The 24052-nt window shown below is 67.6% G+C and carries 22 protein-coding genes and 2 tRNA genes; 13 read left to right on the forward strand and 11 right to left on the reverse strand.

All coding sequences use genetic code 11. The features are described from left to right. Positions 1 to 198 precede the first annotated feature (198 nt). Positions 199 to 495 (reverse strand): multiprotein-bridging factor 1 family protein, encoded by a 297-nt coding sequence (locus tag ACFY1E_RS07925; RefSeq protein WP_389072756.1) that lies wholly within the window; start codon positions 493 to 495, stop codon positions 199 to 201. A gap of 111 nt (positions 496 to 606) precedes the next feature. Between ACFY1E_RS07925 and ACFY1E_RS07930 the strand changes: the two genes are divergently transcribed. Both ACFY1E_RS07930 and ACFY1E_RS07935 read left to right on the forward strand, forming a co-directional pair. Next, complete coding sequence (locus ACFY1E_RS07930) at positions 607 to 1530, forward strand: hypothetical protein (RefSeq protein ID WP_389072757.1); 924 nt, start codon at positions 607 to 609, stop codon at positions 1528 to 1530. Further along, entirely contained in the window at positions 1527 to 3326 is a 1800-nt protein-coding gene (locus ACFY1E_RS07935; RefSeq protein ID WP_389072758.1) for a hypothetical protein, read from the forward strand. The genes ACFY1E_RS07930 and ACFY1E_RS07935 overlap by 4 nt, the downstream gene beginning before the upstream one ends. 183 nt (positions 3327 to 3509) lie before the next feature. On the opposite strand, the gene ACFY1E_RS07940 is transcribed toward ACFY1E_RS07935, so the two are convergent. After that, a tRNA-Leu gene (locus tag ACFY1E_RS07940) sits at positions 3510 to 3596 on the reverse strand. Between the two features lie 554 nt (positions 3597 to 4150). Here ACFY1E_RS07940 and ACFY1E_RS07945 point away from each other — a divergent pair. From ACFY1E_RS07945 to ACFY1E_RS07975, 7 genes are all read left to right on the forward strand, one after another. After that, positions 4151 to 5002 carry a DUF3662 and FHA domain-containing protein gene (locus ACFY1E_RS07945; protein ID WP_351473140.1) on the forward strand — a complete coding sequence of 284 codons (852 nt, stop codon included), beginning with the start codon at positions 4151 to 4153 and terminating at the stop codon, positions 5000 to 5002. A 10-nt stretch (positions 5003 to 5012) separates the two neighbouring features. Continuing rightward, entirely contained in the window at positions 5013 to 5528 is a 516-nt protein-coding gene (locus ACFY1E_RS07950) for an FHA domain-containing protein (protein ID WP_389072761.1), read from the forward strand. Between the two features lie 90 nt (positions 5529 to 5618). Beyond that, positions 5619 to 7175, forward strand: coding sequence for a Stp1/IreP family PP2C-type Ser/Thr phosphatase (locus tag ACFY1E_RS07955; protein WP_389073369.1), 1557 nt, complete (start codon positions 5619 to 5621; stop codon positions 7173 to 7175). 27 nt (positions 7176 to 7202) lie between these two features. Further along, positions 7203 to 8651 (forward strand): FtsW/RodA/SpoVE family cell cycle protein, encoded by a 1449-nt coding sequence (locus ACFY1E_RS07960; RefSeq protein ID WP_389072762.1) that lies wholly within the window; start codon positions 7203 to 7205, stop codon positions 8649 to 8651. Beyond that, entirely contained in the window at positions 8648 to 10138 is a 1491-nt protein-coding gene (locus tag ACFY1E_RS07965) for a penicillin-binding transpeptidase domain-containing protein (RefSeq protein WP_389072765.1), read from the forward strand. The genes ACFY1E_RS07960 and ACFY1E_RS07965 overlap by 4 nt, the downstream gene beginning before the upstream one ends. Before the next feature lie 168 nt (positions 10139 to 10306). Next, on the forward strand, positions 10307 to 12286 hold the full coding sequence (pknB, locus tag ACFY1E_RS07970) for a Stk1 family PASTA domain-containing Ser/Thr kinase (protein WP_389072766.1): 1980 nt from the start codon (positions 10307 to 10309) through the stop codon (positions 12284 to 12286). A gap of 208 nt (positions 12287 to 12494) precedes the next feature. Beyond that, positions 12495 to 13526 carry a restriction endonuclease gene (locus ACFY1E_RS07975; RefSeq protein WP_389072769.1) on the forward strand — a complete coding sequence of 344 codons (1032 nt, stop codon included), beginning with the start codon at positions 12495 to 12497 and terminating at the stop codon, positions 13524 to 13526. Positions 13527 to 13611: 85 nt separating this feature from the next. On the opposite strand, the gene ACFY1E_RS07980 is transcribed toward ACFY1E_RS07975, so the two are convergent. From ACFY1E_RS07980 to ACFY1E_RS08005, 6 genes are read right to left on the reverse strand one after another with little or no spacing between them, the layout of a single operon-like run. Then, entirely contained in the window at positions 13612 to 14370 is a 759-nt protein-coding gene (locus ACFY1E_RS07980) for a class E sortase (protein ID WP_389072771.1), read from the reverse strand. Between the two features lie 6 nt (positions 14371 to 14376). Then, the gene (locus ACFY1E_RS07985; RefSeq protein WP_389072774.1) at positions 14377 to 15543 is read right to left on the reverse strand and encodes a class E sortase; all 1167 of its coding nucleotides are present in this window, start codon (positions 15541 to 15543) and stop codon (positions 14377 to 14379) included. Next, complete coding sequence (locus tag ACFY1E_RS07990; protein ID WP_030939022.1) at positions 15540 to 16178, reverse strand: aminodeoxychorismate/anthranilate synthase component II; 639 nt, start codon at positions 16176 to 16178, stop codon at positions 15540 to 15542. The genes ACFY1E_RS07985 and ACFY1E_RS07990 overlap by 4 nt, the downstream gene beginning before the upstream one ends. Beyond that, positions 16175 to 16363: a hypothetical protein gene (locus tag ACFY1E_RS07995; RefSeq protein ID WP_115907047.1), complete on the reverse strand. Its 189-nt coding sequence runs from the start codon at positions 16361 to 16363 to the stop codon at positions 16175 to 16177. Before ACFY1E_RS07995 ends, ACFY1E_RS07990 begins: the two co-directional genes overlap by 4 nt. Before the next feature lie 26 nt (positions 16364 to 16389). Then, positions 16390 to 17082, reverse strand: coding sequence for a class E sortase (locus tag ACFY1E_RS08000; RefSeq protein WP_389072777.1), 693 nt, complete (start codon positions 17080 to 17082; stop codon positions 16390 to 16392). A 24-nt stretch (positions 17083 to 17106) separates the two neighbouring features. Beyond that, positions 17107 to 17886, reverse strand: a complete 780-nt coding sequence (locus ACFY1E_RS08005) for a DUF881 domain-containing protein (protein WP_389072779.1) — start codon at positions 17884 to 17886, stop codon at positions 17107 to 17109. Between the two features lie 141 nt (positions 17887 to 18027). Here ACFY1E_RS08005 and crgA point away from each other — a divergent pair, with 141 nt between their 5' ends. Continuing rightward, the gene (gene crgA / locus ACFY1E_RS08010; RefSeq protein ID WP_389072781.1) at positions 18028 to 18282 is read left to right on the forward strand and encodes a cell division protein CrgA; all 255 of its coding nucleotides are present in this window, start codon (positions 18028 to 18030) and stop codon (positions 18280 to 18282) included. A gap of 267 nt (positions 18283 to 18549) precedes the next feature. Here crgA and ACFY1E_RS08015 read toward each other — a convergent pair whose 3' ends face one another. After that, on the reverse strand, positions 18550 to 19458 hold the full coding sequence (locus ACFY1E_RS08015) for a rhomboid family intramembrane serine protease (RefSeq protein WP_389072783.1): 909 nt from the start codon (positions 19456 to 19458) through the stop codon (positions 18550 to 18552). A 128-nt stretch (positions 19459 to 19586) separates the two neighbouring features. Then, a complete protein-coding gene (locus ACFY1E_RS08020; RefSeq protein WP_389072785.1) occupies positions 19587 to 20120 on the reverse strand; it encodes a peptidylprolyl isomerase in 534 nt (177 codons plus the stop codon). Between the two features lie 362 nt (positions 20121 to 20482). Here ACFY1E_RS08020 and ACFY1E_RS08025 point away from each other — a divergent pair, with 362 nt between their 5' ends. Then, positions 20483 to 21184: a DUF5324 family protein gene (locus ACFY1E_RS08025; protein WP_389072788.1), complete on the forward strand. Its 702-nt coding sequence runs from the start codon at positions 20483 to 20485 to the stop codon at positions 21182 to 21184. A gap of 277 nt (positions 21185 to 21461) precedes the next feature. On the opposite strand, the gene ACFY1E_RS08030 is transcribed toward ACFY1E_RS08025, so the two are convergent. Next, positions 21462 to 21534 (reverse strand) — tRNA-Ala (locus ACFY1E_RS08030). Positions 21535 to 21715: 181 nt separating this feature from the next. On the opposite strand from ACFY1E_RS08030, the gene ACFY1E_RS08035 reads away from it, so the two are divergent. Both ACFY1E_RS08035 and ACFY1E_RS08040 read left to right on the forward strand, forming a co-directional pair. Next, positions 21716 to 22264 carry a transcriptional regulator gene (locus ACFY1E_RS08035; protein ID WP_030938997.1) on the forward strand — a complete coding sequence of 183 codons (549 nt, stop codon included), beginning with the start codon at positions 21716 to 21718 and terminating at the stop codon, positions 22262 to 22264. Between the two features lie 172 nt (positions 22265 to 22436). Beyond that, positions 22437 to 24002, forward strand: a complete 1566-nt coding sequence (locus ACFY1E_RS08040; protein WP_389072791.1) for a protein kinase — start codon at positions 22437 to 22439, stop codon at positions 24000 to 24002. Positions 24003 to 24052: the final 50 nt, after the last annotated feature.

Raw genomic sequence — 24052 nt, forward strand, 5'->3', positions numbered from 1 at the left:
GTGGTGGCGGCCAACAGCGACGAACCTCCCGAGAACCTTCCACAGTGCCGGATCAGTTCGTGCCACGCTGTATTTTACGGACGGCCTTGCGCCACCGGTAGCGCGTTGCGAAATATGGTCCTGCCCTTCGCTCGAAGGGATGACCGCTGCGTGTTCAGCCTCGAACAGTCCTTCTTTCAGCTTCCACAGCCGCTCCCGTCACACTTCCCGCCCGGGCCACAGGTCCGCTTCCAGAGCCTTTTCCAGACTGGCGATGGTGAGCAGATCGGGCCAGGCCTCACCCGCCAGAGCCTTGGAAATGGTGTAGCGGGCGACCCCGCTGCGCCGGGACAGCTCGGCCACCGACCACTCCTTCTTGTCGATCGCCGCGTGGAGCCTGGCGGCCAGCGCCTGGGCGACACGCGCCCCGTGATGCTCCTCCATGACGGCCTCAGGCCACGTACCGCCGGCGCAGTACGCGCGCGGCGGCAGTCGGCGGGCATCTCCTTGGGGCATGAAGTGAAGTCTGACCCATCCGGTCCTCCCCGGTCGCGCGGGACTGCTGCCACCGATAGATGTTATTCGAATAACACCCCTCCTGCCGGGGTGTTGGTGTGGCGGCATGTGATGAGTCAGCGCATTGATTCCTATCGTCCGGCCGGCTCCCCCGCGGGGTGGAGCCGCGTCGGCGATGAAGTGCGCCGCGTCGTCCGTATCGCCGACCCGCTCCTGCCCTACAAGGCTCGTGAACTACTCGGTTCCCTCACGCAGTTGGCGGTCTTCTGCGACGGAGAGGGGTTGCCCGCAAAAGCTGAGGTGTGGCTTGCCCGCGAGGTGATCGAGCGGTTCATCGCGGTCGGCTGTCCCCAGGTGGGCGAGAGCACGCGGGGCAACTACCGCACCAGGCTGCTTCGTCTGCGTGAAGTTGTCCTGGGCGGCGAGTGCCGGACCGGGAAACCCGCCCAGCTGTCGGGCTCCGTTGCCAACAGCCCTTACAGCCGGACCGAACTTGCGGATCTGTGGGGCTGGGCCGGTGGGCAGCCCACCGAGGAGCTTCGCTGGGGTTGCAAGACCCTCATGGCACTCGGGCTCGGCGTCGGTCTCGATTCACCTGAGGTCATCCCGTTGCGCGTCCATGACGTCCGCAGAACTTCCAACGGCGAAGGCCCGGTTGTCGTGGCCACGCGCGGAAACCGGAAACGGGAGATCCTCTGCCGGCGCCCGTGGGAAGGCGTCCTGGCGTCCGCTGCCGACCGCATCGACACGACGGGCACCGCCCGGTACCTGTTCCGCCCCAACTGCGGCAGCCGCGGCACCAACACGGTCACGAACTTCCTGGCGCGTACTCAACCGAGCCCGACCGTGCCTCGCCTGGTGATGGGTCGCCTCAGGTCCACCTGGTTGGTCGAACTCTTCGAAGAACGGCTGCCCATCACCGTCATCGTGGCGGCTGCTGGCGTGGATACGCTCCACGGCCTCACGCGCATCCTTCCGTTCCTGCGCGGCGTCTCCGCCGAGGAAGCGGCCCGCTTGCTGCGAGGCAGCCAATGACGATCTCCCGCGGCCGCCCCAGCGACCGTCACGAGCGCCTGATGGCGATGCGCACGAAGCGCAGACGCCTCGACGACGCCGACGTCGAGGCGGCCATCGAGGAGGTGGACAACAGCCAACTCGTCCCCCTGCTTGAGGAGTTCGTCCACCTCCCTCGCGGCCGACGCCGCACCCTGCACCTCAGAAGCCTCCTCATCGGCCTCTACCTCTGCACTCAGGACACCGGCGGAAAGGTCGTCCTGGAACGGGTCACCGACATCCTGTACTTCCGCCTCGCCCCACGGCTGCGCGAGCTGCTGGACATCCCCGACAAGCCCGACGACGACCGGGGGTTCGAAGGGGCCTACGCGGTCGTCCGCCGACTCTTCCACGCCATGAAGGACGCCATGAACCCGTCCCCACTGCCGCCCAACGGGCACCTCTCACGCAGCGAGGCCCACGAACTGACCGCAGCGGCCGCCGCCGACGACCTGGCGGAGCGCGAGCGGCGTCTGGCCCTGTTCACCGAGTTCGTCCTGGACGCCTCCGTACGCCCCCTCCACAGCCTGCTGACGGAGCTGGCAGAAGTCTCCCTGGGTGTGGACGGCACCCCCATCCGAACATTCTCACGCGGCCGCCGTACGAACGGGCCGGAGCTCGCCACCGACCCGGATGCCGGCTGGTACGTACGGGAAGGCGACCACAGGGACCCGGACGCGCCGGTAGCCGAGTCCATGCGCCCGTCTCCCCCTCCCGCCAAGAAGGGCAAGCCCAAGACCGCCCAGGACAAGAAGAAGACCTCCCTCAAGAAGAAGTACCTCTTCGGCTACGACGCCCACCTCATCGTGACCCGCGACGCCGAACACGACGCCGTACTCCTCGACGACGGCACCCCCAACCCCGAAGTCCTCCCGGCCCTCGTCCTCGGCGTCTCCCTCGACAAGCCCGGTCACCGCCCCGCGTACAACGGCCTGAAGATCCTCAACCGACTCCGGGAGCGTGGATACAAACCCGGCTACCTCGCCGGTGACCGCGCCTACAACAACTCCGAGCCCGACGAGTGGCAGCTCCCCGTCCGGGCCATGGGCTACAAACCCGTCTACGACTACCGCGCGGACCAGCTCGGCAAGCAGGCCGGAACACACGGTGCGATCCTCGTCGAGGGCCGCTGGTACTGCCCCTCGATGCCGGATCCCCTCATCAACGCCACCATCGATCTGCACGCCGACCGCATCGACCGGGAGACGTGGATCAAGCTGATCGCCGCTCGCCGCGGCTACCGCGTCATGCCGAAGGAGAACGCCGACGCCGACGGCTACCAGCGGATGATGTGCCCCGCCGCGGCAGGCAAGGCCCAGTGCCCCATCAAGCCCTACAGCATGGGTCGCGGCATCCACCTGCCCCTCATCGACCCGGAACCCAGCCCCACCGGTCCCCTCAAGGTCTGCCGCCAGCGCACGATCACCGTCAGCCCCGAAGCGGGCGCCAAGCAGTGGCAAGCCCTGGACTACGGCAGCCTGGAATGGCAGAAGGTCTACTTCCGGCTCCGCAACAGCGTCGAGGGTTACAACGGCTACGCCAAGAACCCCCTCGCCGAGGGCATCGAATCCGCAGGCTCCCGCCGTATCCGCGGCATCGCGGCACAAACGATCCTGCTCGCCTTCCAGCTGGCGCACGCCAACCGCCGCAAGATCAAGAAGTGGCTGGACACACTGTCGCTCGGCGGCGAGCGCCCCCGCCGACGCACCCACCACCGCCGCCCGAAAAAGGAGCCGCGGAGCTGGACCCCGACCGGTCACCTGGCGCCCGCCGCATAGATCGGTCCCACAGGCACCCCAGCACCACGAAGACAGGCCCCCACCCCGTGAGATAGCTCACGCGTCGGGGCCTGCTGTGTGACCTGACCAGGCTGTGTGATGCCTCACAGTGATCATGGAACGAGAAACGGGCCCCTGCGGTGACTTCCGTCACCTGCAGAGACCCGTTTCGTCGGTATCTCCTGGTGCGCGAGGGGGGAGTTGAACCCCCACGCCCTTGCGGGCACTGGAACCTGAATCCAGCGCGTCTGCCTATTCCGCCACCCGCGCATTGGGTGTGTCTTCCGGCTCCGGCCCTTTGGGCTGGCGCCTTCCGACACCCAGAACATTAGCACGCTGGCCGGGGTGGGTTCACATCCCTTGTCCCTACGCAGCCGCCCACCAGCACGGACGTGCCGTCCGGCCGTCGACCGGCCACCCCACGCTCCTCCTCCCGCGGCATGACCTGCGGACCACCGGCACGCGCACGACCCGCCCCCGAAGCCCTCCGCTCCGTATCAACACGTACCGGGTCACGTATCAACCTCGTACCGGTCCTGCCCGTCTCCCCTGGAGCCGGGCAGGGTCCACAGCCAGGTGCGGGACACTTGTCTGCGGCCGCCTCTACGATCCTGGGCAGAAGGAGTGCGTGGGAGGAGTTCGAAGGGCAGCTCCGGAGGGAACCTCCGGAGGGAACTTCGTCCAGCGTCGACACCCGTCGACCGGGCCGACAGGGGGAACCAGCTGATTCACCCGCGCGTGGATACGATCAGTAAGCAGTATCAGGCAAGGCAGCGCCCGCCAGCCGGGACACTGGACGGAAGCGACATCGGAGGAGGTGCCTCATGGGAGTCCTGAAGAAGTTCGAGCAGCGTCTCGAAGGTCTGGTCAACGGCACCTTTGCCAAGGTGTTCAAGTCCGAGGTCCAGCCCGTGGAGATCGCCGGAGCGCTCCAGCGTGAGTGCGACAACAACGCCACCATCTGGAACCGCGACCGCACGGTCGTCCCCAACGACTTCATCGTGGAGCTGAGCACGCCGGACTTCGAGCGGCTCAGCCCCTACTCCGGCCAGCTCGGCGACGAGCTCGCCGGCATGGTGCGCGACTACGCCAAGCAGCAGCGCTACACCTTCATGGGCCCCATCAAGGTCCACCTGGAGAAGGCCGACGACCTCGACACCGGCCTGTACCGGGTACGCAGCCGTACGCTCGCCTCCTCCAGCAGCCAGCAGGCTCCCGGGCCCGCCGCTCCGCCGGCCGGGTCCGCGGGCCGCCCCGGCGGCGGGTACGGCTACCCGCCCGCCGCCGCACCCGCGGGCGCCCCGCCGATGCCTGTCGCGCCGCCGCCCGGCGCCGCACCCTACGGCCAGCGTCCCGGCGCGGGCGGCCCGGTCGGCGCACCGCAGCCCGGCTCCCGCACCCGCCACTGGATCGAGATCAACGGCACCCGCCATCAGATCTCCCGCCCGACGCTGGTGCTGGGCCGCAGCACCGAAGCCGACGTGCGGATCGACGACCCCGGCGTCTCCCGCCGGCACTGCGAGATCCGGACCGGAACGCCCTCGACGATCCAGGATCTCGGGTCCACCAACGGCATCGTGGTGGACGGGCAGCACACCACCCGCGCTACGCTCCGCGACGGCTCGCGGATCGTCGTGGGCAGCACCACCATCATTTACCGGCAAGCCGAAGGGTGAAGCGGGGGCAATGTCAGAGCTGACCCTCACGGTCATGCGGCTGGGTTTCCTGGCCGTACTGTGGCTGTTCGTGATCGTGGCCGTGCAGGTCATCCGCAGCGACCTGTTCGGTACGCGCGTCACCCAGCGCGGGTCCAGGCGCGAGTCCGCACGGCCCCAGCAGGCCGCCCGCCAGCAGGCCGCGCCCCCGCAGCAGCGTCAGCAGGCAGGCGGCGGCCGCCAGCGCCGCAACGCCCCCACCAAACTCGTCGTGTCCGAGGGCACCCTCACCGGCACGACCGTCGCGCTCCAGGGCCAGACCATCACCCTGGGCCGGGCGCACGACAGCACGATCGTGCTGGACGACGACTACGCCTCCAGCCGCCATGCCAGGATCTACCCGGACCGCGACGGCCAGTGGATCGTCGAGGACCTGGGCTCCACCAACGGCACGTACCTCGACCGGAGCCGGCTGACGACCCCCACGCCGATTCCGCTGGGCGCGCCGATCCGCATCGGCAAGACAGTCATCGAGCTGCGGAAGTAGTACGACAATGAGCGAGCGGAGCGAGCACGCAGCGGCGGCCCCCACCACGGGCACCGGCGCGCTCCCGACCGGAGGGTGGGCACCGTGCGGATGTACCCGGAGCCGACGGGCGAGGTGCGCATGAGTCTGTCACTGCGCTTTGCCGCCGGATCGCACAAAGGCATGATCCGCGAGGGCAACGAGGACTCCGGATACGCCGGTCCGCGCCTGCTCGCGATCGCCGACGGCATGGGCGGCGCCGCCGCCGGCGAGGTCGCCTCCTCCGAGGCCATCTCCACCATCGTCGCCCTCGACGACGACGTGCCGGGCTCCGACATCCTCACCTCCCTCGGCACCGCCGTACAGCGCGCCAACGACCAGCTGCGCTCCATGGTCGAGGAGGACCCCCAACTCGAGGGCATGGGCACCACGCTCACCGCCCTGCTGTGGACCGGCCAGCGCCTCGGCCTCGTCCACGTCGGCGACTCCCGCGCCTATCTGCTGCGCGACGGCGTCCTCACCCAGATCACACAGGACCACACCTGGGTGCAGCGCCTCGTCGACGAGGGCCGCATCACCGAGGAAGAGGCCACCACCCACCCCCAACGCTCCCTGCTGATGCGGGCGTTGGGCAGCGGCGAGCACGTCGAGCCCGATCTCTCCATCCGTGAGGTCCGCGCCGGCGACCGCTACCTGATCTGCTCCGACGGCCTGTCCGGCGTCGTCTCCCACCAGACGCTCGAGGACACCCTCGCCAGCTACCAGGGCCCGCAGGAGACCGTGCAGGAGCTGATCCAGCTCGCCCTGCGCGGCGGCGGCCCCGACAACATCACCGTCATCGTCGCCGACGTACTGGACCTGGACACCGGGGACACCCTCGCCGGGCAGCTCTCCGACACCCCGGTCGTGGTCGGCGCGGTCGCCGAGAACCAGAACCACCTGCACGACCCCGGCTTCATGGAGACCCCGGCCGGCCGCGCCTCCGGCCTCGGCCGCCAGGGCCACGGACACGGCGGGGGCGGCGAGTTCGGCCCGCCCGGCTCGGGCGACACCACCGGCTACATCCCCGCGGGCAGCTTCGGCGACTACACCGACGACGACTTCGTCAAACCCCGCAAGGGCCGCAAGTGGGCGAAGAGATCCTTCTACACCGTGCTCGCCCTCGCCGTCGTCGGCGGTGGCCTCTACGGCGGCTGGCGCTGGACCCAGACCCAGTACTACGTCGGCACCAAGGACGAGCACGTCGCGCTGTACCGGGGCATCAGCCAGGACCTGGCGTGGGTCTCCCTCTCCAAGGTGGAGAAGGACCACCCCGAGATCGAACTCAAGTACCTGCCTCCGTACCAGCAGAAGCAGGTCAGGTCCACGATCGCCGAAGGCAGCCTGACCGGCGCCCAGTCGAAGATCAACGAGCTTTCCGTGCAGGCCTCCGCATGCAAGAAGGAGTCCGAGCGTCAGGCGGCCGAGAGCAAGAACAACTCGAAGACCGGCACGGGCCAGGCGGGCGGCACCACGGGAACCAGCAAGACCTCCCTCACGTCCAAGGCATCACCGAGCCCCTCGACCTCACCGACCCCGTCCACATCAGCGACCGCACCCACCCCCAGCCCCGGCCCCACTCTCTCGGAGGATGAGCAGAAGGTCGTCTCGCTGTGCGGTAAGCAGTAGGCAAGCCGTGAGAGGCCCTGTCACACGATGAGCAGTACTACCAACACACCGACGCACCATACGTCCACGATCGGCGCGATCGGCGCACCGAGCCGGCGCAACACCGAGCTCGCGCTCCTGCTGTTCGCCGTCGTCATCCCGGTCTTCGCCTACGCCAACGTGGGCCTGGCCATCAACGACAAGGTGCCCGCCGGTCTGCTCGGCTACGGCCTGGGCCTCGGTCTGCTGGCCGGCGTCGGCCACCTCGCCGTACGGAAGTTCGCCCCGTACGCGGACCCGCTGCTGCTGCCCCTGGCCACGCTGCTCAACGGACTCGGCCTCGTCGCGATCTGGCGCCTCGACCAGTCCAAGCTGCTGCAGTCCATCGGCGTCGCCGGCGGCAAGGCGACCAACCAGCTGATCTACACCGCACTGGGCATCGCCCTGTTCGTCGTCGCGCTGATCTTCCTCAAGGACCACCGCGTCCTGCAGCGGTACACGTACATCTCCATGGCGGGCGCGCTGGTCCTGCTGCTGCTCCCGCTGGTCCCGGGCCTCGGCGCCGACCTCACCTACGGCGCCAAGATCTGGATCAAGGTCGGCAGCTTCACCATCCAGCCCGGTGAGTTCGCCAAGATCGTGCTGGCCATCTTCTTCGCCGGCTACCTGATGGTGAAACGGGACGCGCTCGCCCTCGCCAGCCGCCGCTTCATGGGCCTGTACCTGCCGCGCGGCCGCGACCTCGGCCCGATCATGGTCGTCTGGATGATCTCGATCCTCATCCTGGTGTTCGAGACCGACCTCGGTACGTCGCTGCTGTTCTTCGGAATGTTCGTCATCATGCTGTACGTCGCCACCGAGCGGACCAGCTGGATCGTCTTCGGTCTGCTGATGTCGGCGGCCGGCGCCGTGGGCGTGGCGAGCTTCGAGCCGCACGTCCAGACCCGAGTCCAGGCCTGGCTCAACCCGATGCACGAGTACAAGCTCAGCCGTACCCCGGGCGTCACGGGAGTCCACTCCGACCAGTTGCAGCAGGCCCTGTGGGCCTTCGGCTCCGGCGGCACCCTCGGCACCGGCTGGGGCCAGGGCCACTCCGAGCTGATCCGCTTCGCCGCCAACTCCGACTTCATCCTCGCCACCTTCGGCGAGGAGCTCGGCCTGGCCGGCCTCATGGCGATCCTGCTGATCTACGGCCTGATCGTGGAGCGGGGCATCCGCACCGCCCTCGCCGCCCGCGACCCCTTCGGCAAACTGCTCGCCGTCGGTCTCTCCGGCGCCTTCGCCCTCCAGGTCTTCGTCGTCGCAGGCGGCGTCATGGGCCTCATCCCGCTGACCGGTATGACGATGCCGTTCCTGGCATACGGAGGGTCCTCCGTCATCGCCAACTGGGCCCTCATCGGCATCCTCATCAGAATCAGCGACACCGCCCGCCGCCCGGCGCCCGCGCCCGCCGGCAACCCCGACGCCGAGATGACCCAGGTGGTCCGCCCGTCATGAACAAACCCCTGCGCCGGATCGCGATCTTCTGCGGCCTGCTCGTCCTCGCCCTGCTCGTCCGCGACAACTGGCTCCAGTACGTCAAGGCCGACAGCCTGAAGAACGACAAGCTGAACCGCCGAGTCACCATCGCCCGCTACTCCACCCCGCGCGGCGACATCATCGTCGACGGCGACCCCATCACCGGGTCCACCACGACCAGCACCAGCGGCCTCAACGACCTCAAGTACAAGCGCACCTACAAGGACGGGCCCATGTGGGCGCCGGTCACCGGGTTCGCCTCGCAGGCCTTCGGCGCCACCCAGTTGGAGAGCATCGACGACGGCATCCTCACCGGCACCGACGACCGGCTCTTCTTCCGCAACACCCTCGACATGATCACGGGCAAGGAGAAGGCGGGCGGCAACGTCGTCACCACCCTCAACGCCGCCGCGCAGAAGGCCGCCTACAACGGACTGAAGTCCCAGGGCGGCAAGGGCGCCGTCGTCGCGCTCGACCCGTCCACCGGCAAGATCCTGGCACTGGCGTCCTACCCGTCGTACGACCCCTCGTCGTTCGCCGGGAACTCCACGTCGACGGACTCCAAGAACTGGCTCGCGCTCCAGAAGTCGAACAACAAGGCCGACCCGATGCTCAACCGGGCGCTGCGCGAGACCTACCCGCCGGGCTCCACCTTCAAGGTGGTCACGGCCGCGGCCGCCCTGGAGAACGGCCTGTACAACTCGGCCGACCAGGCCACCGACTCGCCGCTGCCGTACATCATGAAGGGCACGACGACCGAGCTGAAGAACGAGGGCAACATCCCCTGCAAGAACGCCACGATGCGGGTCGCCCTGAGGGTGTCCTGCAACACCGTGTTCGGCAAGATCGGCTCCGACCTCGGCAACGACAAGATGCTCGCAGAGGCGAAGAAGTTCGGCTTCGACGCCGAGCAGTTCACCCCGGTCCGCTCCAGCGCCTCGGTGTTCTCCGACCACATGAACTCCTCGCAGACCGCGCTGTCCTCGATCGGCCAGTTCAACACCGCCGCGACCCCCCTGCAGATGGCCATGGTCGCCTCCGCGGTCGCCAACAACGGCAAGCTGATGAAGCCGTACATGGTCGACAAGCTGCAGTCGTCCAACCTCGACACCATCGCGCAGACCGACCCGCAGGAGCTCAGCCAGCCCCTGTCGGCGAAGAACGCGCAGATCCTGCAGTCGATGATGGAGACGGTCGTCAAGGACGGCACCGGCCAGAAGGCCCAGATCGGAGGCGGCGTCACCGTCGGCGGCAAGACCGGCACCGCCCAGCACGGCGTCGCCAACAGCGCGAACCCCTACGCCTGGTTCATCTCCTACGCCAAGCTGCCCGACGGCAGCTCGCCGGTCGCCGTGGCCGTCGTCATCGAGGACGAGAACGCCAACCGTGACGACATCTCCGGCGGCGGCCTCGCCGCCCCGATCGCGAAGAGCGTGATGGAGGCGGTCATCAACGCCAAGAAGTGACCCCGCTCACGTCCCCTTCACATCGGTGCACGTTGCGATACCGGTCCTGTATCGGGTGACGCACTTAGCCAGGTCACACAAAGCTAGCCGGGTACGGTAGGCCCGGACGGCAGCCTCCGACCGCACACACGTGTGAGTCGGGACCGACGGAGAGGGCTGGTAGGAGCTATGGAAGAGCCGCGTCGCCTCGGCGGCCGGTACGAACTGGGCCAGGTGCTCGGTCGTGGTGGCATGGCGGAGGTCTACCTCGCGCATGACACCCGCCTCGGGCGCCAGGTGGCGGTGAAGACACTGCGCGCGGACCTCGCACGCGACCCTTCCTTCCAGGCCCGGTTCCGCCGGGAGGCCCAGTCGGCCGCCTCGCTCAACCATCCCGCGATCGTCGCGGTCTACGACACGGGCGAGGACTACATCGACGGGGTCTCGATCCCGTACATCGTGATGGAGTACGTGGACGGCTCCACGCTCCGCGAACTCCTCCACTCCGGCCGCAAACTCCTGCCCGAGCGCGCGATGGAAATGACCATCGGCATCCTCCAGGGCCTGGAGTACGCCCACCGCAGCGGCATCGTCCACCGCGACATCAAGCCGGCCAACGTCATGCTGACGCGCAACGGCCAGGTCAAGGTCATGGACTTCGGCATCGCCCGCGCCATGGGCGACTCCGGCATGACCATGACGCAGACGGCCGCGGTCATCGGCACCGCGCAGTACCTGTCACCGGAGCAGGCGAAGGGCGAGCAGGTAGACGCCCGCTCCGACCTGTACTCGACCGGCTGCCTCCTCTACGAGCTCCTGACGGTACGCCCGCCCTTCGTCGGCGACTCCCCGGTCGCCGTCGCGTACCAGCACGTACGCGAGGAAGCCCAGCCGCCCTCCGTCTTCGACCCCGAGATCACGCCCGAAATGGACGCCATCGTCCTCAGGGCCCTGGTCAAGGACCCGAACTACCGCTACCAGTCCGCCGACGAGATGCGCGCCGACATCGAGGCCTGCCTCGACGGCCAGCCCGTCGCGGCCACCGCGGCCATGGGATCCGTCGGCTACGGCGGCTACCCCGACGACCAGCCGACCACGGCCCTGCGCGCCACGGACGCCGGCGCCACGTCGATGCTCCCCCCGATGAACCCGGACGACGGCGGCTACGGCTACGACGACCGCTCCCGCCGCCGCCAGAAGAAGTCCAACACGTCGACGATCCTCTTGGTCGTGGCGGGCATCCTCGTCCTGGTCGGCGCGATCCTGATCGGGAAGTACGCGTTCAGCGGGAACGGGGGCGTCGGGAACGACAAGGTGGACGTACCCAACCTGGTCAGCCTGAGCGAGAGCGACGCCAAGAACCAGCTGAGCAACATCGGCCTCAAGGTTGGCACGATCAAGAAACAGCCCTGCGAAGACCAGAGCAAGGGCAATGTCTGCTCGCAGGACCCGGGCAAGGGCGCCACCCTCAAGAAGGGAGAGGCGGTCAACCTCGTCGTCTCTACGGGCGCTCCGAAGGTGCTCGTCCCGGACGTCACACGTCTGCAGTACGACCAGGCGAAGACCCAGCTCGAGAACAAGGGCTTCGAGGTCGACCAGAAGACCCAGGAGTCCGACCAGCCCGCGGGCCTCGTCCTCTCCCAAGACCCGAAGGGCGGCGTGGAGAGGGAGAAGGGCACCAAGATCACCCTCACCGTGGCCAAGGCTGCGGAGACGGTCCCCGTGCCCAACGTCGCCGGTCAGAGCTGTGACGACGCCAAGTCCGCGCTGCAGGCCGTCGGCCTGAACGGCAACTGCGTCAACGCCCCCACCACCGACGACAACCAGGTCAACAAGGTCATCTCGACCACCCCGGGGATCGGCACCCAGGTCAAGAAGAACACCGCGGTGCAGATCAACATCGGCCAGAAGCAGAACAACCAGGTCCAGGTGCCGAACATCCAGGGCCAGAAGCTGAAGGACGTCAAGAACGCCCTTCAGCAGGCGGGGCTCCAGGTCGGCAACATCAACGGCTCCCAGGACGACAACGCCATCGTCATCGGCTCGGACCCGTCCCCGGGAAGCACGGTCGACCAGGGCACGCCGGTCAACCTGCAGACCTTCGGCGGAGGCGGCAACAACGGCGGGAACAACGGCGGCACCAACCTCTTCGGCGGTACGACCGGCTGACCGACCCCACCCCCATCGATGGGCCCCTCCGGGACTTCCCGGCAGGGGCCCATTTCTCTGCCCGAGCAGGGGACGAGAGGGAAGCCTCGTACAACGTCTGTTCCTGCGTCGATCGTGTCTTCATATGTGCCGACTCGTTGATCGGATGGGGTGGGGTGTCGGAGCTCTGCCCTGGCCGCACGGCCTCACCACAAGCGAAGGGCAGAACGTGATCAACGAATCGGCGCTACTGGAGTCCAAGTCCCTGCGGGACAGCGTCCTGGAGCGCACGGACGTGCTCGACAGAGTGAAGGCGCTGTCGCTGCTGCCGGACGGGATGCATGTGACTACGGCGATGGTGGCGGCGTACTTCGAGGTAGGGCTCACCGCCATCACATCTCTGATCCATGATCACCGGGAAGAGCTCAAAGCCAGCGGCTATCGCGTATTGACAGGTTCAGAACTGACTTCCTTCAAGGAACTCAGTGGAATCCAGTCACGCACAAGGTCCCTTGCCCTCTTCTCCCGCCGAGCCGTCCTCAACGTCGCCATGCTCCTCCGGGACAGCGAAGTCGCACGTCAGGTGCGTGTGTACCTCCTGGACATGGAGTACCTGGCGCGCACCCAGCCTGTGGACAACTCCGTCCACAGCGACGCCGTCTCCCTCGACGACCGCATCGACCAACGCATCACCCTCATCCTCGGCAAGACGGTCGTGCCGATGTTCAACGCCCTGATCGAGACCTCGGGCGAGCACCGCAGGGAACTGATCGCTCTGCGGACGGGCGTCCAGCGCATCGAGCGGAGTCTTCGCAGGCACAGCATTCGCCTGCAGAGGCTGGAAGGGCCGCGTTGTGACTGGTCCAACACTGAGGTCATGGCCTCCGTCGACGCCATGTCCGGCCGCGAGTTCGAGCAATACGTCGCAGAGTTGCTGCGCCTGGACGGCTGCACTGACGTCGTCGTACGAGGCGGCTGCGGGGACCGGGGCGTCGACATCATCGGCCGTACAGCCGACGGGCGCCGCGTCGCCGTCCAGTGCAAGAGATTCGCGCCGGGCCTCTCCATCACCAGCTCTGACGTCCAGAAGTTCGTCGGGGCAGCCAAGGTTCTGCACGTCTCGGAAGTGGCCCTCTTCGTGGCGACATGCCCCTTCACCCGTGAAGCTCTGAAAGTCGCCACCGCGGGCGGCGTGACCGCCGTACACCGCAGGATGGTGGCGGAGTGGAGCGCCGGGGAACCCCTGAAGGTCCTGGAGTAACGACGCCGAGCGCCAAAAGGGCCCGAAGCCGCAAAGGGTAGTTGCGGCTTCGGGCCCGGCTCATTACGCGTGACTGCCCGTCACGCTAACGCAGTTCCTCCGGCGGCGTCCTCTTGCTGTCCACCTTCTCCACCCGCACCAGCTCCCCCCACACCACATACCGATACCGGCTCGTGTACACCGGCGTGCACGTCGTCAGCGTGATGTAGTGGCCCGCCTTCTTCTTCCCCGACTCCTTCGGGATCTGCGAGATGACCTTCACGTTGTACTTCGAGGTCTCGTCGAGGACGTCGTAGACCTTGTAGATGTACCACTTGTCCTTCGTCTCGAAGACGATCGGGTCGCCGACCTTCAGCTTGTCGATGTTGTGGAACTTCGCGCCGTGCCCGTCCCGGTGCGCGGCCAGCGTGAAGTTGCCCTTCTTGCCCGTGGTGGGCAGCGTCGCCTTGACCGGGTCCGTGTAGTAGCCGGCCACGCCGTCGTTGAGGACCTCCGTCGACGTGCCCTTCTCGACCAGGACCTCGCCGTTCTTCATGGCGGGGACATGCAGGAAGCCGATGCCGTTCTTGGTGTCCAGCGCACCGGGGCCCGTGGACCGGCCCTCGTGGGCCCATGTGTCGCGGACCTTCTCGCCCTGCTTGTCCGCCGCCCGGTCGGCTATGACGTTCGTCCACCAGAGCGAGTACACGACGAACAGGCCCAGCACCAGGCCCGCCGTGATGAGGAGTTCACCGAAGACGCTCACCACCGCCGCGATACGGCCCGTGCCGCGGCGGCGGGCCGGTGGCGCCGCGGGCGCGTCCGTGTCCTCTTGAGTGTCGTCGGTGGTCGCTGCCACGTTCATCTGTCCCTACTCGACGAGCGCATCCGGCTTGCCCTTGCTGCGCGGCCGTTCCTCGACCATCTTGCCCCAGACGATCAACCGGTACTTGCTGGTGAACTCCGGAGTACAGGTCGTCAGCGTGATGTACCGGCCAGGCTTGGTGAAACCCGACTGGGGCGGCACGGGGCTGATCACGCTCGTATTGCTCGGTGACGTCACCGGCAGCGTCGACGTCACCTTGTAGACGAAGTACTCGTCCTGCGTCTCGACGACGACCTCGTCGCCCTTCTTCAGCTTGTTGATGTACCGGAAGGGCTCGCCGTGCGTGTTCCGGTGGCCCGCAAGCGCGAAATTGCCGGTCTTCGCGTCGGGCATCGCCGTCTTCAGCCTGCCCTCGCTGTAGTGACCCACCATGCCCTTGTCCAGCACCTGCTTGTTGCTGACGCCCTGGGCGATCGGCACGACCACGTCCAGCTCGGGAATGTGGAGGATCGCGAAACCCTGGCCCGGTTCGAACTCGCCCGGCGCGCGCTTGCCGCTCGCCCAGTCGTTCTGCAGGGTGCTGGTCTCCTTGTCCGCCGCCTCATGCGCCCGGACGTTCGTCCACCACAGCTGGTACGTGACGAACAGCAGCATCAGCACACCGGTGGTGATGAACACCTCACCGATCGCCCGGCTCGCGACGACGCCCGGACTCGGCTTGCGCGCACGGGCCTGCCGACGTGCCTCAACCCGCGAAAGCGGAGCCTTGGAAGCGTCGGCTGACGTCTCCTCGGCGTCTTCCGTGGCCTCCGAAGTCGTACGAGCGCCCCCATGACGCCCATGACGGCGCTTGGCAGCCTTCCTGCGGGCCGCTCGGCCGCCCGGAGTGGTTCCAGTGGCAGGTGTGGCTGCTGAGGCCTCAGAGGGCGATATGGAACCGTCCGACGGCGGCTCCGGTATCCGCAGAGCCACCGTCTCCTCGTCCACGGGCGGAAGATACGGCTCGGGCTCCGCCACCGGGGGCGCGGCGCGGTGCCGCCCCTGCTGCCCCGCCGGCTCGCCGTTCCACTCATCGAACGCACCGGAGGTCTCGAATCCACCGGACGCCTCGAACGAACCGGGCGCCTCGTACCCCCCAAACGAGCCGTACCCCTCGTACGGCTCCTGCCCGTACGAGGCGGCGGACTCACGCTCGGGGCGCAGCGCGGTCACGCCGTGGCCCTGCCCACCACCGGGGCGAGCCCCGCCGACCTCGCCACGGCACCCTGGTCGCCGCACTCCACCAGCCAGTTGGCCAGCATCCGGTGACCGTGCTCCGTCAGCACCGACTCCGGGTGGAACTGCACACCCTCGACCGGGAGTTCACGGTGCCTGAGCCCCATGATGATCCCGTCGTGCGTCCGCGCGGTCACCTCCAGCTCGGCCGGCACCGTCTCCGGCTCCGCGGCCAGCGAGTGGTAGCGCGTCGCCGTGAACGGCGAGGGCAGCCCGGCGAACACGCCCCTGCCCTCGTGCTCGACCAGCGAGGTCTTGCCGTGCAGCAACTCGGGCGCACGGTCCACCACACCCCCGTACGCCACCTGCATCGACTGCATGCCCAGGCAGACACCGAACACCGGGACACCGGTCGCCGCACAGTGCCGCACCATCTCGATGCAGACGCCCGCCTCCTCCGGCGTCCCCGGACCCGGCGACAGCAGCACACCGTCGAAACCGTCCTGGGCATGCGCCGTCGACACCTCGTCGTTGCGCAGCACCTCGCACTCGGCACCCAGCTGGTACAGGTACTGCACCAGGTTGAAGACGAAGCTGTCGTAGTTGTCGACGACGAGAATCCGCGCACTCACTGGTTGTCCACCGTCACATCGTTGAAGGGCAGCAGCGGCTCGGCCCACGGGAAGACGTACTGGAACAGGACATAGACCACTGCCAGGACCAGCAGGAGTGAGATCAACGCCTTCACCCACGCGTTGCCCGGCAGATGCCGCCAGATCCAGCCGTACATGCCGTCCCTTCCGTTCCACCACGGCATCAGACTCACGCCGTACCCGCACCAGACTAACGGCGCAGCGCCTCTGGTTTCCCGGCCTCCACAGGCTGTGTGGAATCCAGGTGCCCCCACACGATCAGCCGATGACTGTGCCCCCACTCCGGATCGCACGTGGTGAGCGTCAGATAGCGGCCCTCACGCGTATACCCCGACTTACGTGGCACAGGATCGATCACCTCAACGTCCGTCGGAACAGTTTTGTAGGGCCCTTTGTCGATCCGATACGTGAACCAGGTGGTCCCGTCCGTCAGCACCACCGCGTCACCCGGCCTCAGCTCGGGGAAGTCCACGAACGGATCTCCGTACGTCCGCCGGTGCCCCGCCACCGCGAAGTTGCCCTCCTGCCCCAACTGCGCGGTGTTGGCGTAGTGCCCCAGCCCCTTCTTCAACGTGCTCACCGCAGTGTCCTCGAGCACCGGCTTGTTCCACGTGAAACCAAGCCGCGGGATGTACATGATCGCGAAGGGCCTGCCCGCGACATACGGCGCCGGCTTCCGCGGACCGGCCGAGGCCCCGGAAGCGACAGGGGCCGTCGGATGCGCCGTCTGCTTCGCCCACTGATCGTGCAGCACATCGATCTGGTGGTTCATCGCACCATCCGCCCGCACACCCGTCCAGAACAGCACATAGATGACGAAAAGCACGATCAGGCTGCCCACGGTGATACAGAGCTCACTGACGGTCCTGACGACGACGCGCACCGGCAGCTCCCGAAACGGCTCAGTTCACTCCACGGGCTGGGCGTAGTGCAGATCCACTGTGCCCGAGTAGCCGGGCAGAGTCACCGTCCCGTCGTGGGTCACTTTCCAGCCGAGGCCATACACATTCACGTAGACCATGTAGTTCTGGATCGCCGTGGAATCCGACAGCGCCTTGTTCAGCTTGTCGGGATCCCCGATCGCCGTGATCTTGTACGGCGGCGAGTAGACGCGCCCCTGAAGGATCAGGGTGTTGCCCACGCAGCGCACGGCACTGGTGGAGATCAGCCGCTGGTCCATCACCTTGATGCCCTTGGCGCCGCCCTGCCACAGCGCATTCACCACCGCCTGCAGATCCTGCTGGTGGATCACCAGGTAGTCCGGCTGCGGCTCGGGATAGCCGGGGAGCTTCGCGGTGGCGTCCGGCGGGGCGTCGTTGAGCGTGACGGTGATCGCCTCACCCTTCAGCTTCTGCGTACCCGCACCCTTCTCCAGACCTGCGAGCTTCTCGTCCTGCGCCTTGGTGCTGCCGTCGTCACGCTCGGCGAAGGACTCGACCTCCCGGCGCAAAGAGCCGTTGGACTCGTCCAGTTCGCCGTTCTTGCGGCTGCGCTCCTGGATGAGGTCGGAAAGCTTCAGCAAGGACGTGTCCGTACGGATATTGGTGCCCTTGGCCGTATTGAAGCTGGTGAAGAAAATGAGCCCCGCGAGGGCGAAGACGGCCACCGTGAGCACCCGCACCGGCCGGAAACGGCGTGCGCGGGCAGGACTGGATCCGTCCTGGTGGGAGTCGGCAGAATTGCTCAACGTACCCTTATCTCCTTCGGCGCCGCGGAAGCACTACGCTAACGGACGCCCGGGGGAGCGCTAAGAGTCCCCTTGTACGCTGCTCCGGAGCCAGCCCAGTTCCCTGCGCGGCCACGCAGCGCATCGACAGGAGAGACCCTCGTGCCGAAGTCACGTATCCGCAAGAAGGCCGACTACACGCCGCCGCCGGCGAAGCAGGCGACCAGCATCAAGCTGAACAGCCACGCGTGGGTCGCGCCCGTCATGCTGGCCATGTTCCTCATCGGCCTGGCCTGGATCGTCGTCTTCTACGTGACCGACGGTTCGCTGCCCATCGATGCGCTGGACAACTGGAACATCGTGGTGGGCTTCGGCTTCATCGCCGCCGGATTCGGCGTCTCCACGCAGTGGAAGTAACGGCCACCTCTCGGTGAACATAGCCCTGCCCAGGGCTATCCGCTGAGTTATCCACAGCCCGCAGAAAAATCCACAGCTCCTGGGGAAAAGAACGACCATCTGTGGATAACCAGTCGGCCATTGACGCCGATACGACCATCCCACCCAGCTTCGCAAGCCTGTTCGCCCCCTGCCTGACCTGCGGAAACACTGGTCGGTGACAGGGGGCACAGCTGTTCCCGCACGCTATGCACAAGAGTGGCAACCCGCTGTGGACAAGTGGGCACGTCAGGTGAGCTGAGCCGTCCTGAGCAGGGTCAGGACCACTACGACGACCAGGACGACGGCGCAGGTGCCGTACTGGACGAGGGCGCGGTGTTCGCGTGGGGCGTGGACCATGGCGTAGCCGGTGATGACGCCGGCGACGAGGCCGCCGATGTGGGCCTGCCAGGCGATGTTGCTCCAGCCGAAGGTGAAGATCAGGTTGATCACCAGCAGGGCGATGATCGGCCGCATGTCGTAGTTGAGGCGGCGCATGAGGACGGCGGTGGCGCCGAAGAGGCCGAAGATGGCGCCGGAGGCACCGAGGGAGGCTTCGGTCGGTGAGGCCAGCAGGTAGGTGAGGGCGCTGCCGGCGAGGCCCGAGACGAAGTAGAGGGAGAGGTAGCGGGCGCGTCCGAGGGCGGCTTCAAGGGGGCCGCCGAGCCACCAGAGGCTGAGCATGTTGAAGCCGATGTGCCAGGGTTCCTGGTGGGTGAACATCGCGGTCACCAGGCGGTACCACTCGCCGTCGGCGACGCCCTGGGTGGCTTTGAAGGGTGCGGGGGGCCATTCGCCGATGAGGACGAGGTGGTCCAGGAGCGAGGTGTGTACGTGGACGGCGATGAACACCGCCACGTTGATCCCGATGAGGATTTTGGTGAGGAGCCGGGGGTCGGCCGTGACGGTGCCGCCGGCGATGGTGCGGGGGCGGGTGGCGGCCGGGGGGTGTCCGGTGCCGGAGTCGCCGCGGGCGCATTCGGGGCATTGGAAGCCGACGGAGGCGTTGACCATGCATTCGGGGCAGATGGGGCGTTCGCAGCGGGTGCAGCGGATGCCGGTCTCGCGGTCGGGGTGGCGGTAGCAGCCGGGCAGGCTCTGGGCGTGCTGGGGTCCCTGGTCGTCCGGGCCTTGTGGGCTGCCTGGCGCCTGGTCCATGAGATCCCCTAGGTCGTCGTTCGGGTGGTGTGCACAAATGCACCGCCCCGCCCATCTTTACGGATGGGCGGGGCGTTTGGTTCCTGCTGTGCGGGGACCCGACGTTGCGGGTGGGGTCCTCGTGGGTCTCAGCCCTCGCGGGTTTCGACGACGACGGACTCGATGACGACGTCGTTGACCGGGCGGTCGGTGCGGGGGTTGGTCTGGGTGGTGGCGATGGTGTCGATCACCTTCTGGCTGGCGGGGTCGGTGACCTCGCCGAAGATGGTGTGCTTGCGGTTCAGCCACGTCGTGGGGGCGACGGTGATGAAGAACTGGGAGCCGTTGGTGCCCGGGCCGGCGTTGGCCATGGCGAGCAGGTAGGGCTTGTTGAAGGAGAGGTCGGGGTGGAATTCGTCCTCGAACTGGTAGCCGGGACCACCGGTGCCGTTGCCCAGCGGGTCTCCGCCCTGGATCATGAATCCGCTGATCACCCGGTGGAAGACCGTGCCGTCGTAGAGCTTGTCCGTGGACTTCTGGCCGGTGGCGGGGTTGGTCCACTCACGCTCGCCGGTGGCGAGCTCGACGAAGTTCCGGACCGTCTTGGGCGCGTGGTTCGGCAGCAGCCGGACCTCGATGTCGCCGTTGTTGGTCTTCAGGGTGGCGTAAAGCTGCTCGGCCACGATCTGCCTTCCGTTGTCTTCCTGTGACTCCCTGATCCTCGCACGGTCTGCGTCGTGCGTCGCCCGGCGCCCGTCTGTGGGGGCTTGGCGGGGGGTGTTGCTTGCAGAAAACCGGTCGAGTGTGTCCGGGCCGGGGGCGCTCGGCGGCGATCCGTGGCATTGTCGACGACAAGCGCCTGTTGCCCCGTATTCATCCTCTATTGGACTTGATCGGCTCTTGATCGGCTCTTGCTCGAGATGGTCCTGAGTCGATGTGCATGACCCGGATGCCTGCCCTCACATGCCCCGGTGTCTGTTGACAGGCATGATCCGTAAAAGGGTGGAAAGTCGAAATACCGTACGCCACCGAGGAGGAGGAACCCGTGACCCGCATCGACAGCGTGCGCGCCGCGACCGGTTCGGCGAAGGACAGCGTGCTGCACGCCGCGGAAGTGGTGGCGCCCTACGCCGACACGGCCAAGGACAGGGCCGCACACTACGCACACGAGGCACGCGTACGGCTCGCGCCGAAGGTGTCCCAAGCCGCGGATCAGGCCCGCGTGCAGTACGAGGCGCATGTCGCGCCGCGTCTGGAGCAGGCCCGTACGCATGTGCCGCCGAAGGTCGACCAGGCCGCCCATGAGGCTGCCGTCCGTACCCGGCAGGCGGCCCGGCAGGCCGCCGATTATTCCCGGCCGAGGCTGGAGCAGGCGGTGGCCGTGGCCGGGCCTGTGAGGGACGAGGCCGCCGCGCGCGGTGCTGCCGCATTGGCTGCGCTGCGCGGTCAGGTCTCGTCGAAGGAGATTCAGAAGCTGGTTCGTCGGCATGAGCGTCGGGCGAGGGCCGGGCGTGCGGCGAAGGTTTTGCTGGTGCTCGGTGCTCTCGCGGGCGGTGCTTTTGCTGCCTGGAAGTGGTGGGACAAGCAGGCCAACCCTGACTGGCTGGTCGAGCCGCCTGCTGCGACGGAGGTTCCGGAGTCGGGCCGGTTGTCGTCGGTGGACGGCAGTGGTCAGTCGTTGCTCGACCCTGAGGTGCAGGCCAAGGAGGCCGAGGAGGAGGCTGCTCAGCGCGACGACGGCCGGTGACGTGCTGTGGGCTGAACTATGGCGTGGGGCGGGAGACTTGAGGGTCTTCCGCCCCACTGCTGTGTTTCACGTGAAACACGTCCGGCGGCGGAGTCCCCTCGCGGATGGCGTCCGTGGTGTCCGGGCCGAGGCTGACATCGAGGTGGGGGCCGTCACCTGCTGACCAGGGCGCGCGGCCGTACACCTCTGTGCCCGGCAGCAGGGTCCCGGCCAGGTGGTCGCGGTGCTTAAAAATCCCCTCCGCACCGCGTTTCCGCAGGTCGGAGGGGATCCGGAGTGGAGCCTAGGGGAGTCGAACCCCTGACATCTGCCATGCAAAGACAGCGCTCTACCAACTGAGCTAAGGCCCCGGAAAGGGGACATCCCCCGGAAGAACCGCGTACCGGTGGGCGCCGCAGACCAGAGTACCGGGTCACCCCCGGTATCTCGCAAAAAGATTGGGGGTCCCCGTGGACGACCACTCTCCGTAAGATGCTCGGCGTGGTTCGCTACAGCGAACCACAGTTCTTGGGGAAGCGATGGGGAGACGCAATGGACGCCGCACAGCAGGAAGCGACCGCAAGAGCGCGGGAACTGCAGCGGAACTGGTACGGGGAGCCGTTGGGGGCGCTCTTCCGTAAGCTCATAGAAGATCTCGGACTCAACCAGGCCCGTCTCGCGGGGGTGCTGGGGCTGTCCGCTCCGATGCTGTCGCAGTTGATGAGCGGGCAGCGGGCGAAGATCGGCAACCCGGCTGTCGTGCAGCGGGTGCAGCTGCTGCAGGACCTGGCGGGGCAGGTCGCGGACGGCAGCGTGAGCGCGGCCGAGGCCACGGAGCGCATGGAAGAGATCAAGAAGTCGCAGGGGGGCTCGGTGCTCAGCAACACCACGACCACGACGAGCAGTTCGGGGGCGCCCACGGTCAAGCGGGTGGTCCGCGAGATCCAGTCGCTGCTGCGCTCAGTGGCGGCTGCGGGGGACATCATCGACGCCGCGGACACTCTCGCCCCCAGTCATCCGGAGCTGGCAGAGTTCCTCCGGGTGTACGGCGCGGGCCGCACTTCCGACGCGGTCACGCATTACCAGTCGCACCAGAGCTGAGTCCGTGGCCCGGTCGCCGAAGGGGGTTCGGCAGCCGGGCCGACGGTCGAGGAGGGGCGCGGGGCTCGTATCACTCGTCACACTCGTCGAGGAACGGCGCTGGGGGGAGTCGTACCACCCGTCGAGGGGCAAGCAAGGGGGGTAGCCGAAGGGGGAGGAGCGACGCACAGCCATGGGTGAGGTCTTCGCCGGCCGGTACGAACTGGTCGACCCGATCGGGCGCGGCGGGGTCGGCGCTGTCTGGCGCGCCTGGGACCACCGCCGCCGTCGCTATGTGGCCGCCAAGGTGCTGCAGCAGCGCGACGCGCACTCTCTGCTGCGTTTCGTCCGCGAGCAGGCTCTGCGTATCGATCACCCCCATGTGCTGGCGCCGGCCAGCTGGGCCGCCGACGACGACAAGGTCCTGTTCACGATGGATCTCGTTGCCGGCGGTTCGCTGGTTCATCTGGTCGGTGACTACGGTCCGTTGCCGCCGGCCTTCGTGTGCACCTTGCTGGACCAGCTGCTTTCGGGGCTGGCCGCGGTGCATGCGGAGGGTGTGGTGCACCGCGACATCAAGCCGGCCAATGTCCTGCTGGAGGCCACGGGCACGGGTCGGCCGCGGCTGCGGTTGTCCGATTTCGGCATCGCGATGCGGCTGGGTGAACCGCGTCTGACGGAGACCAATCTCGTGGTGGGGACGCCGGGTTATCTGGCGCCTGAGCAGATGATGGGGTCGGAACCGGACTTCCCCGCCGATCTGTTCGCGGTGGGCCTGGTCGCGTTGTATCTGCTGGAGGGTGCCAAGCCGGACGCCAAGGCGCTCATCCAGTACTTCGCGGCGCACGGGACGCCGAGCGCGCCCAAGGGCATTCCCGAGCCGCTGTGGCAGGTTGTGGCGACGCTGCTGCAGCCCGACCCGCAGGCCCGGTTCCGTACCGCCACAGGGGCGCGCAAGGCGCTGGCCTCTGCCAGGGAGTTGTTGCCGGAACCCGGCCCCGACGACGAGTTGATCGAGATCTTCGACCAACTCGGTCCGCTTCCACCGGGGTTCGCCCCCTCGGGACCGCTCAAGGCCGCACCGGGGGTGGAGGCGAGGAAGGAGGCTGACACTGACGGAACTGGTGTAAGTGGGGCCTTTCCGCGGCCCGTTGAGCGGTCTGTTGATCGGTCTGTTGATCGGTCTGTTGAGGCAGAGGCATCCTCCGTGTCGTCCGCGTCGGGCGCTGAAGCCGTGGGGTCCGCGGGCGTGACACCGCTGCCCGATCCGCGTCAGGGGCCCGGACAGCAGCCGGAGCCGTCCGTCCCCACGCAGCCGCCCAGCATGTCGGACACCGGCAGCTTCCATCTGCCGCCCCCGCAGGCCACCGCCTCCTCCGCCCGGACTCCCGCTCCACAGCCGCCGACGCCCGACGCACAGGCGCACCCCGACCAGGGCAGCCGGCACCAGTCCGCCTACGCCTCCCCCCATGACCCCACGCATGTACTGCCCTCCCCCCAGTCGTACGCACCGCTGTATCCGGCCCCGGCCCAGGCCCCGACGCCGTACCAGCGCGCTGATGTCTCTACTGTTTCGTACACCGCTCAGGCCCCTCAGGTTCCGCCTCCTGTGCAGGCAATCCCCCAGGAGTCGACGCGCCGTAGCCATCGCGCCCGTCCCACACGGCGTCCCGGCCCGCCCGCCAAGGTGGCGATCCCGCTCCTGCTGCTCGCCCTGGTCTGCTATGCCGTGGGGTTCTGGGCGCTGGCCCGTATCTGAAGGACTGTCCGCCGGCTCCCGATCCGAGGCCGCAGGACCTCACAGGGTCT

The sequence above is a fragment of the Streptomyces sp. NPDC001604 genome (assembly GCF_042893475.1).
Taxonomy (GTDB): Bacteria; Actinomycetota; Actinomycetes; order Streptomycetales; family Streptomycetaceae; genus Streptomyces.

Excerpts from the sequence above, each read along its gene's own strand:
- ACFY1E_RS07925 (WP_389072756.1), bottom strand. The coding sequence starts at position 495 with ATGCCCCAAGGAGATGCCCGCCGACTGCCGCCGCGCGCGTACTGCGCC.
- ACFY1E_RS07930 (WP_389072757.1), top strand. The coding sequence starts at position 607 with ATGAGTCAGCGCATTGATTCCTATCGTCCGGCCGGCTCCCCCGCGGGG.
- ACFY1E_RS07935 (WP_389072758.1), top strand. The coding sequence starts at position 1,527 with ATGACGATCTCCCGCGGCCGCCCCAGCGACCGTCACGAGCGCCTGATG.
- ACFY1E_RS07945 (WP_351473140.1), top strand. The coding sequence starts at position 4,151 with ATGGGAGTCCTGAAGAAGTTCGAGCAGCGTCTCGAAGGTCTGGTCAAC.
- ACFY1E_RS07950 (WP_389072761.1), top strand. The coding sequence starts at position 5,013 with ATGTCAGAGCTGACCCTCACGGTCATGCGGCTGGGTTTCCTGGCCGTA.
- ACFY1E_RS07955 (WP_389073369.1), top strand. The coding sequence starts at position 5,619 with ATGTACCCGGAGCCGACGGGCGAGGTGCGCATGAGTCTGTCACTGCGC.
- ACFY1E_RS07960 (WP_389072762.1), top strand. The coding sequence starts at position 7,203 with ATGAGCAGTACTACCAACACACCGACGCACCATACGTCCACGATCGGC.
- ACFY1E_RS07965 (WP_389072765.1), top strand. The coding sequence starts at position 8,648 with ATGAACAAACCCCTGCGCCGGATCGCGATCTTCTGCGGCCTGCTCGTC.
- pknB (WP_389072766.1), top strand. The coding sequence starts at position 10,307 with ATGGAAGAGCCGCGTCGCCTCGGCGGCCGGTACGAACTGGGCCAGGTG.
- ACFY1E_RS07980 (WP_389072771.1), bottom strand. The coding sequence starts at position 14,370 with ATGAACGTGGCAGCGACCACCGACGACACTCAAGAGGACACGGACGCG.
- ACFY1E_RS07995 (WP_115907047.1), bottom strand. The coding sequence starts at position 16,363 with ATGCCGTGGTGGAACGGAAGGGACGGCATGTACGGCTGGATCTGGCGG.
- ACFY1E_RS08015 (WP_389072783.1), bottom strand. The coding sequence starts at position 19,458 with ATGGACCAGGCGCCAGGCAGCCCACAAGGCCCGGACGACCAGGGACCC.
- ACFY1E_RS08035 (WP_030938997.1), top strand. The coding sequence starts at position 21,716 with ATGGACGCCGCACAGCAGGAAGCGACCGCAAGAGCGCGGGAACTGCAG.
- ACFY1E_RS08040 (WP_389072791.1), top strand. The coding sequence starts at position 22,437 with ATGGGTGAGGTCTTCGCCGGCCGGTACGAACTGGTCGACCCGATCGGG.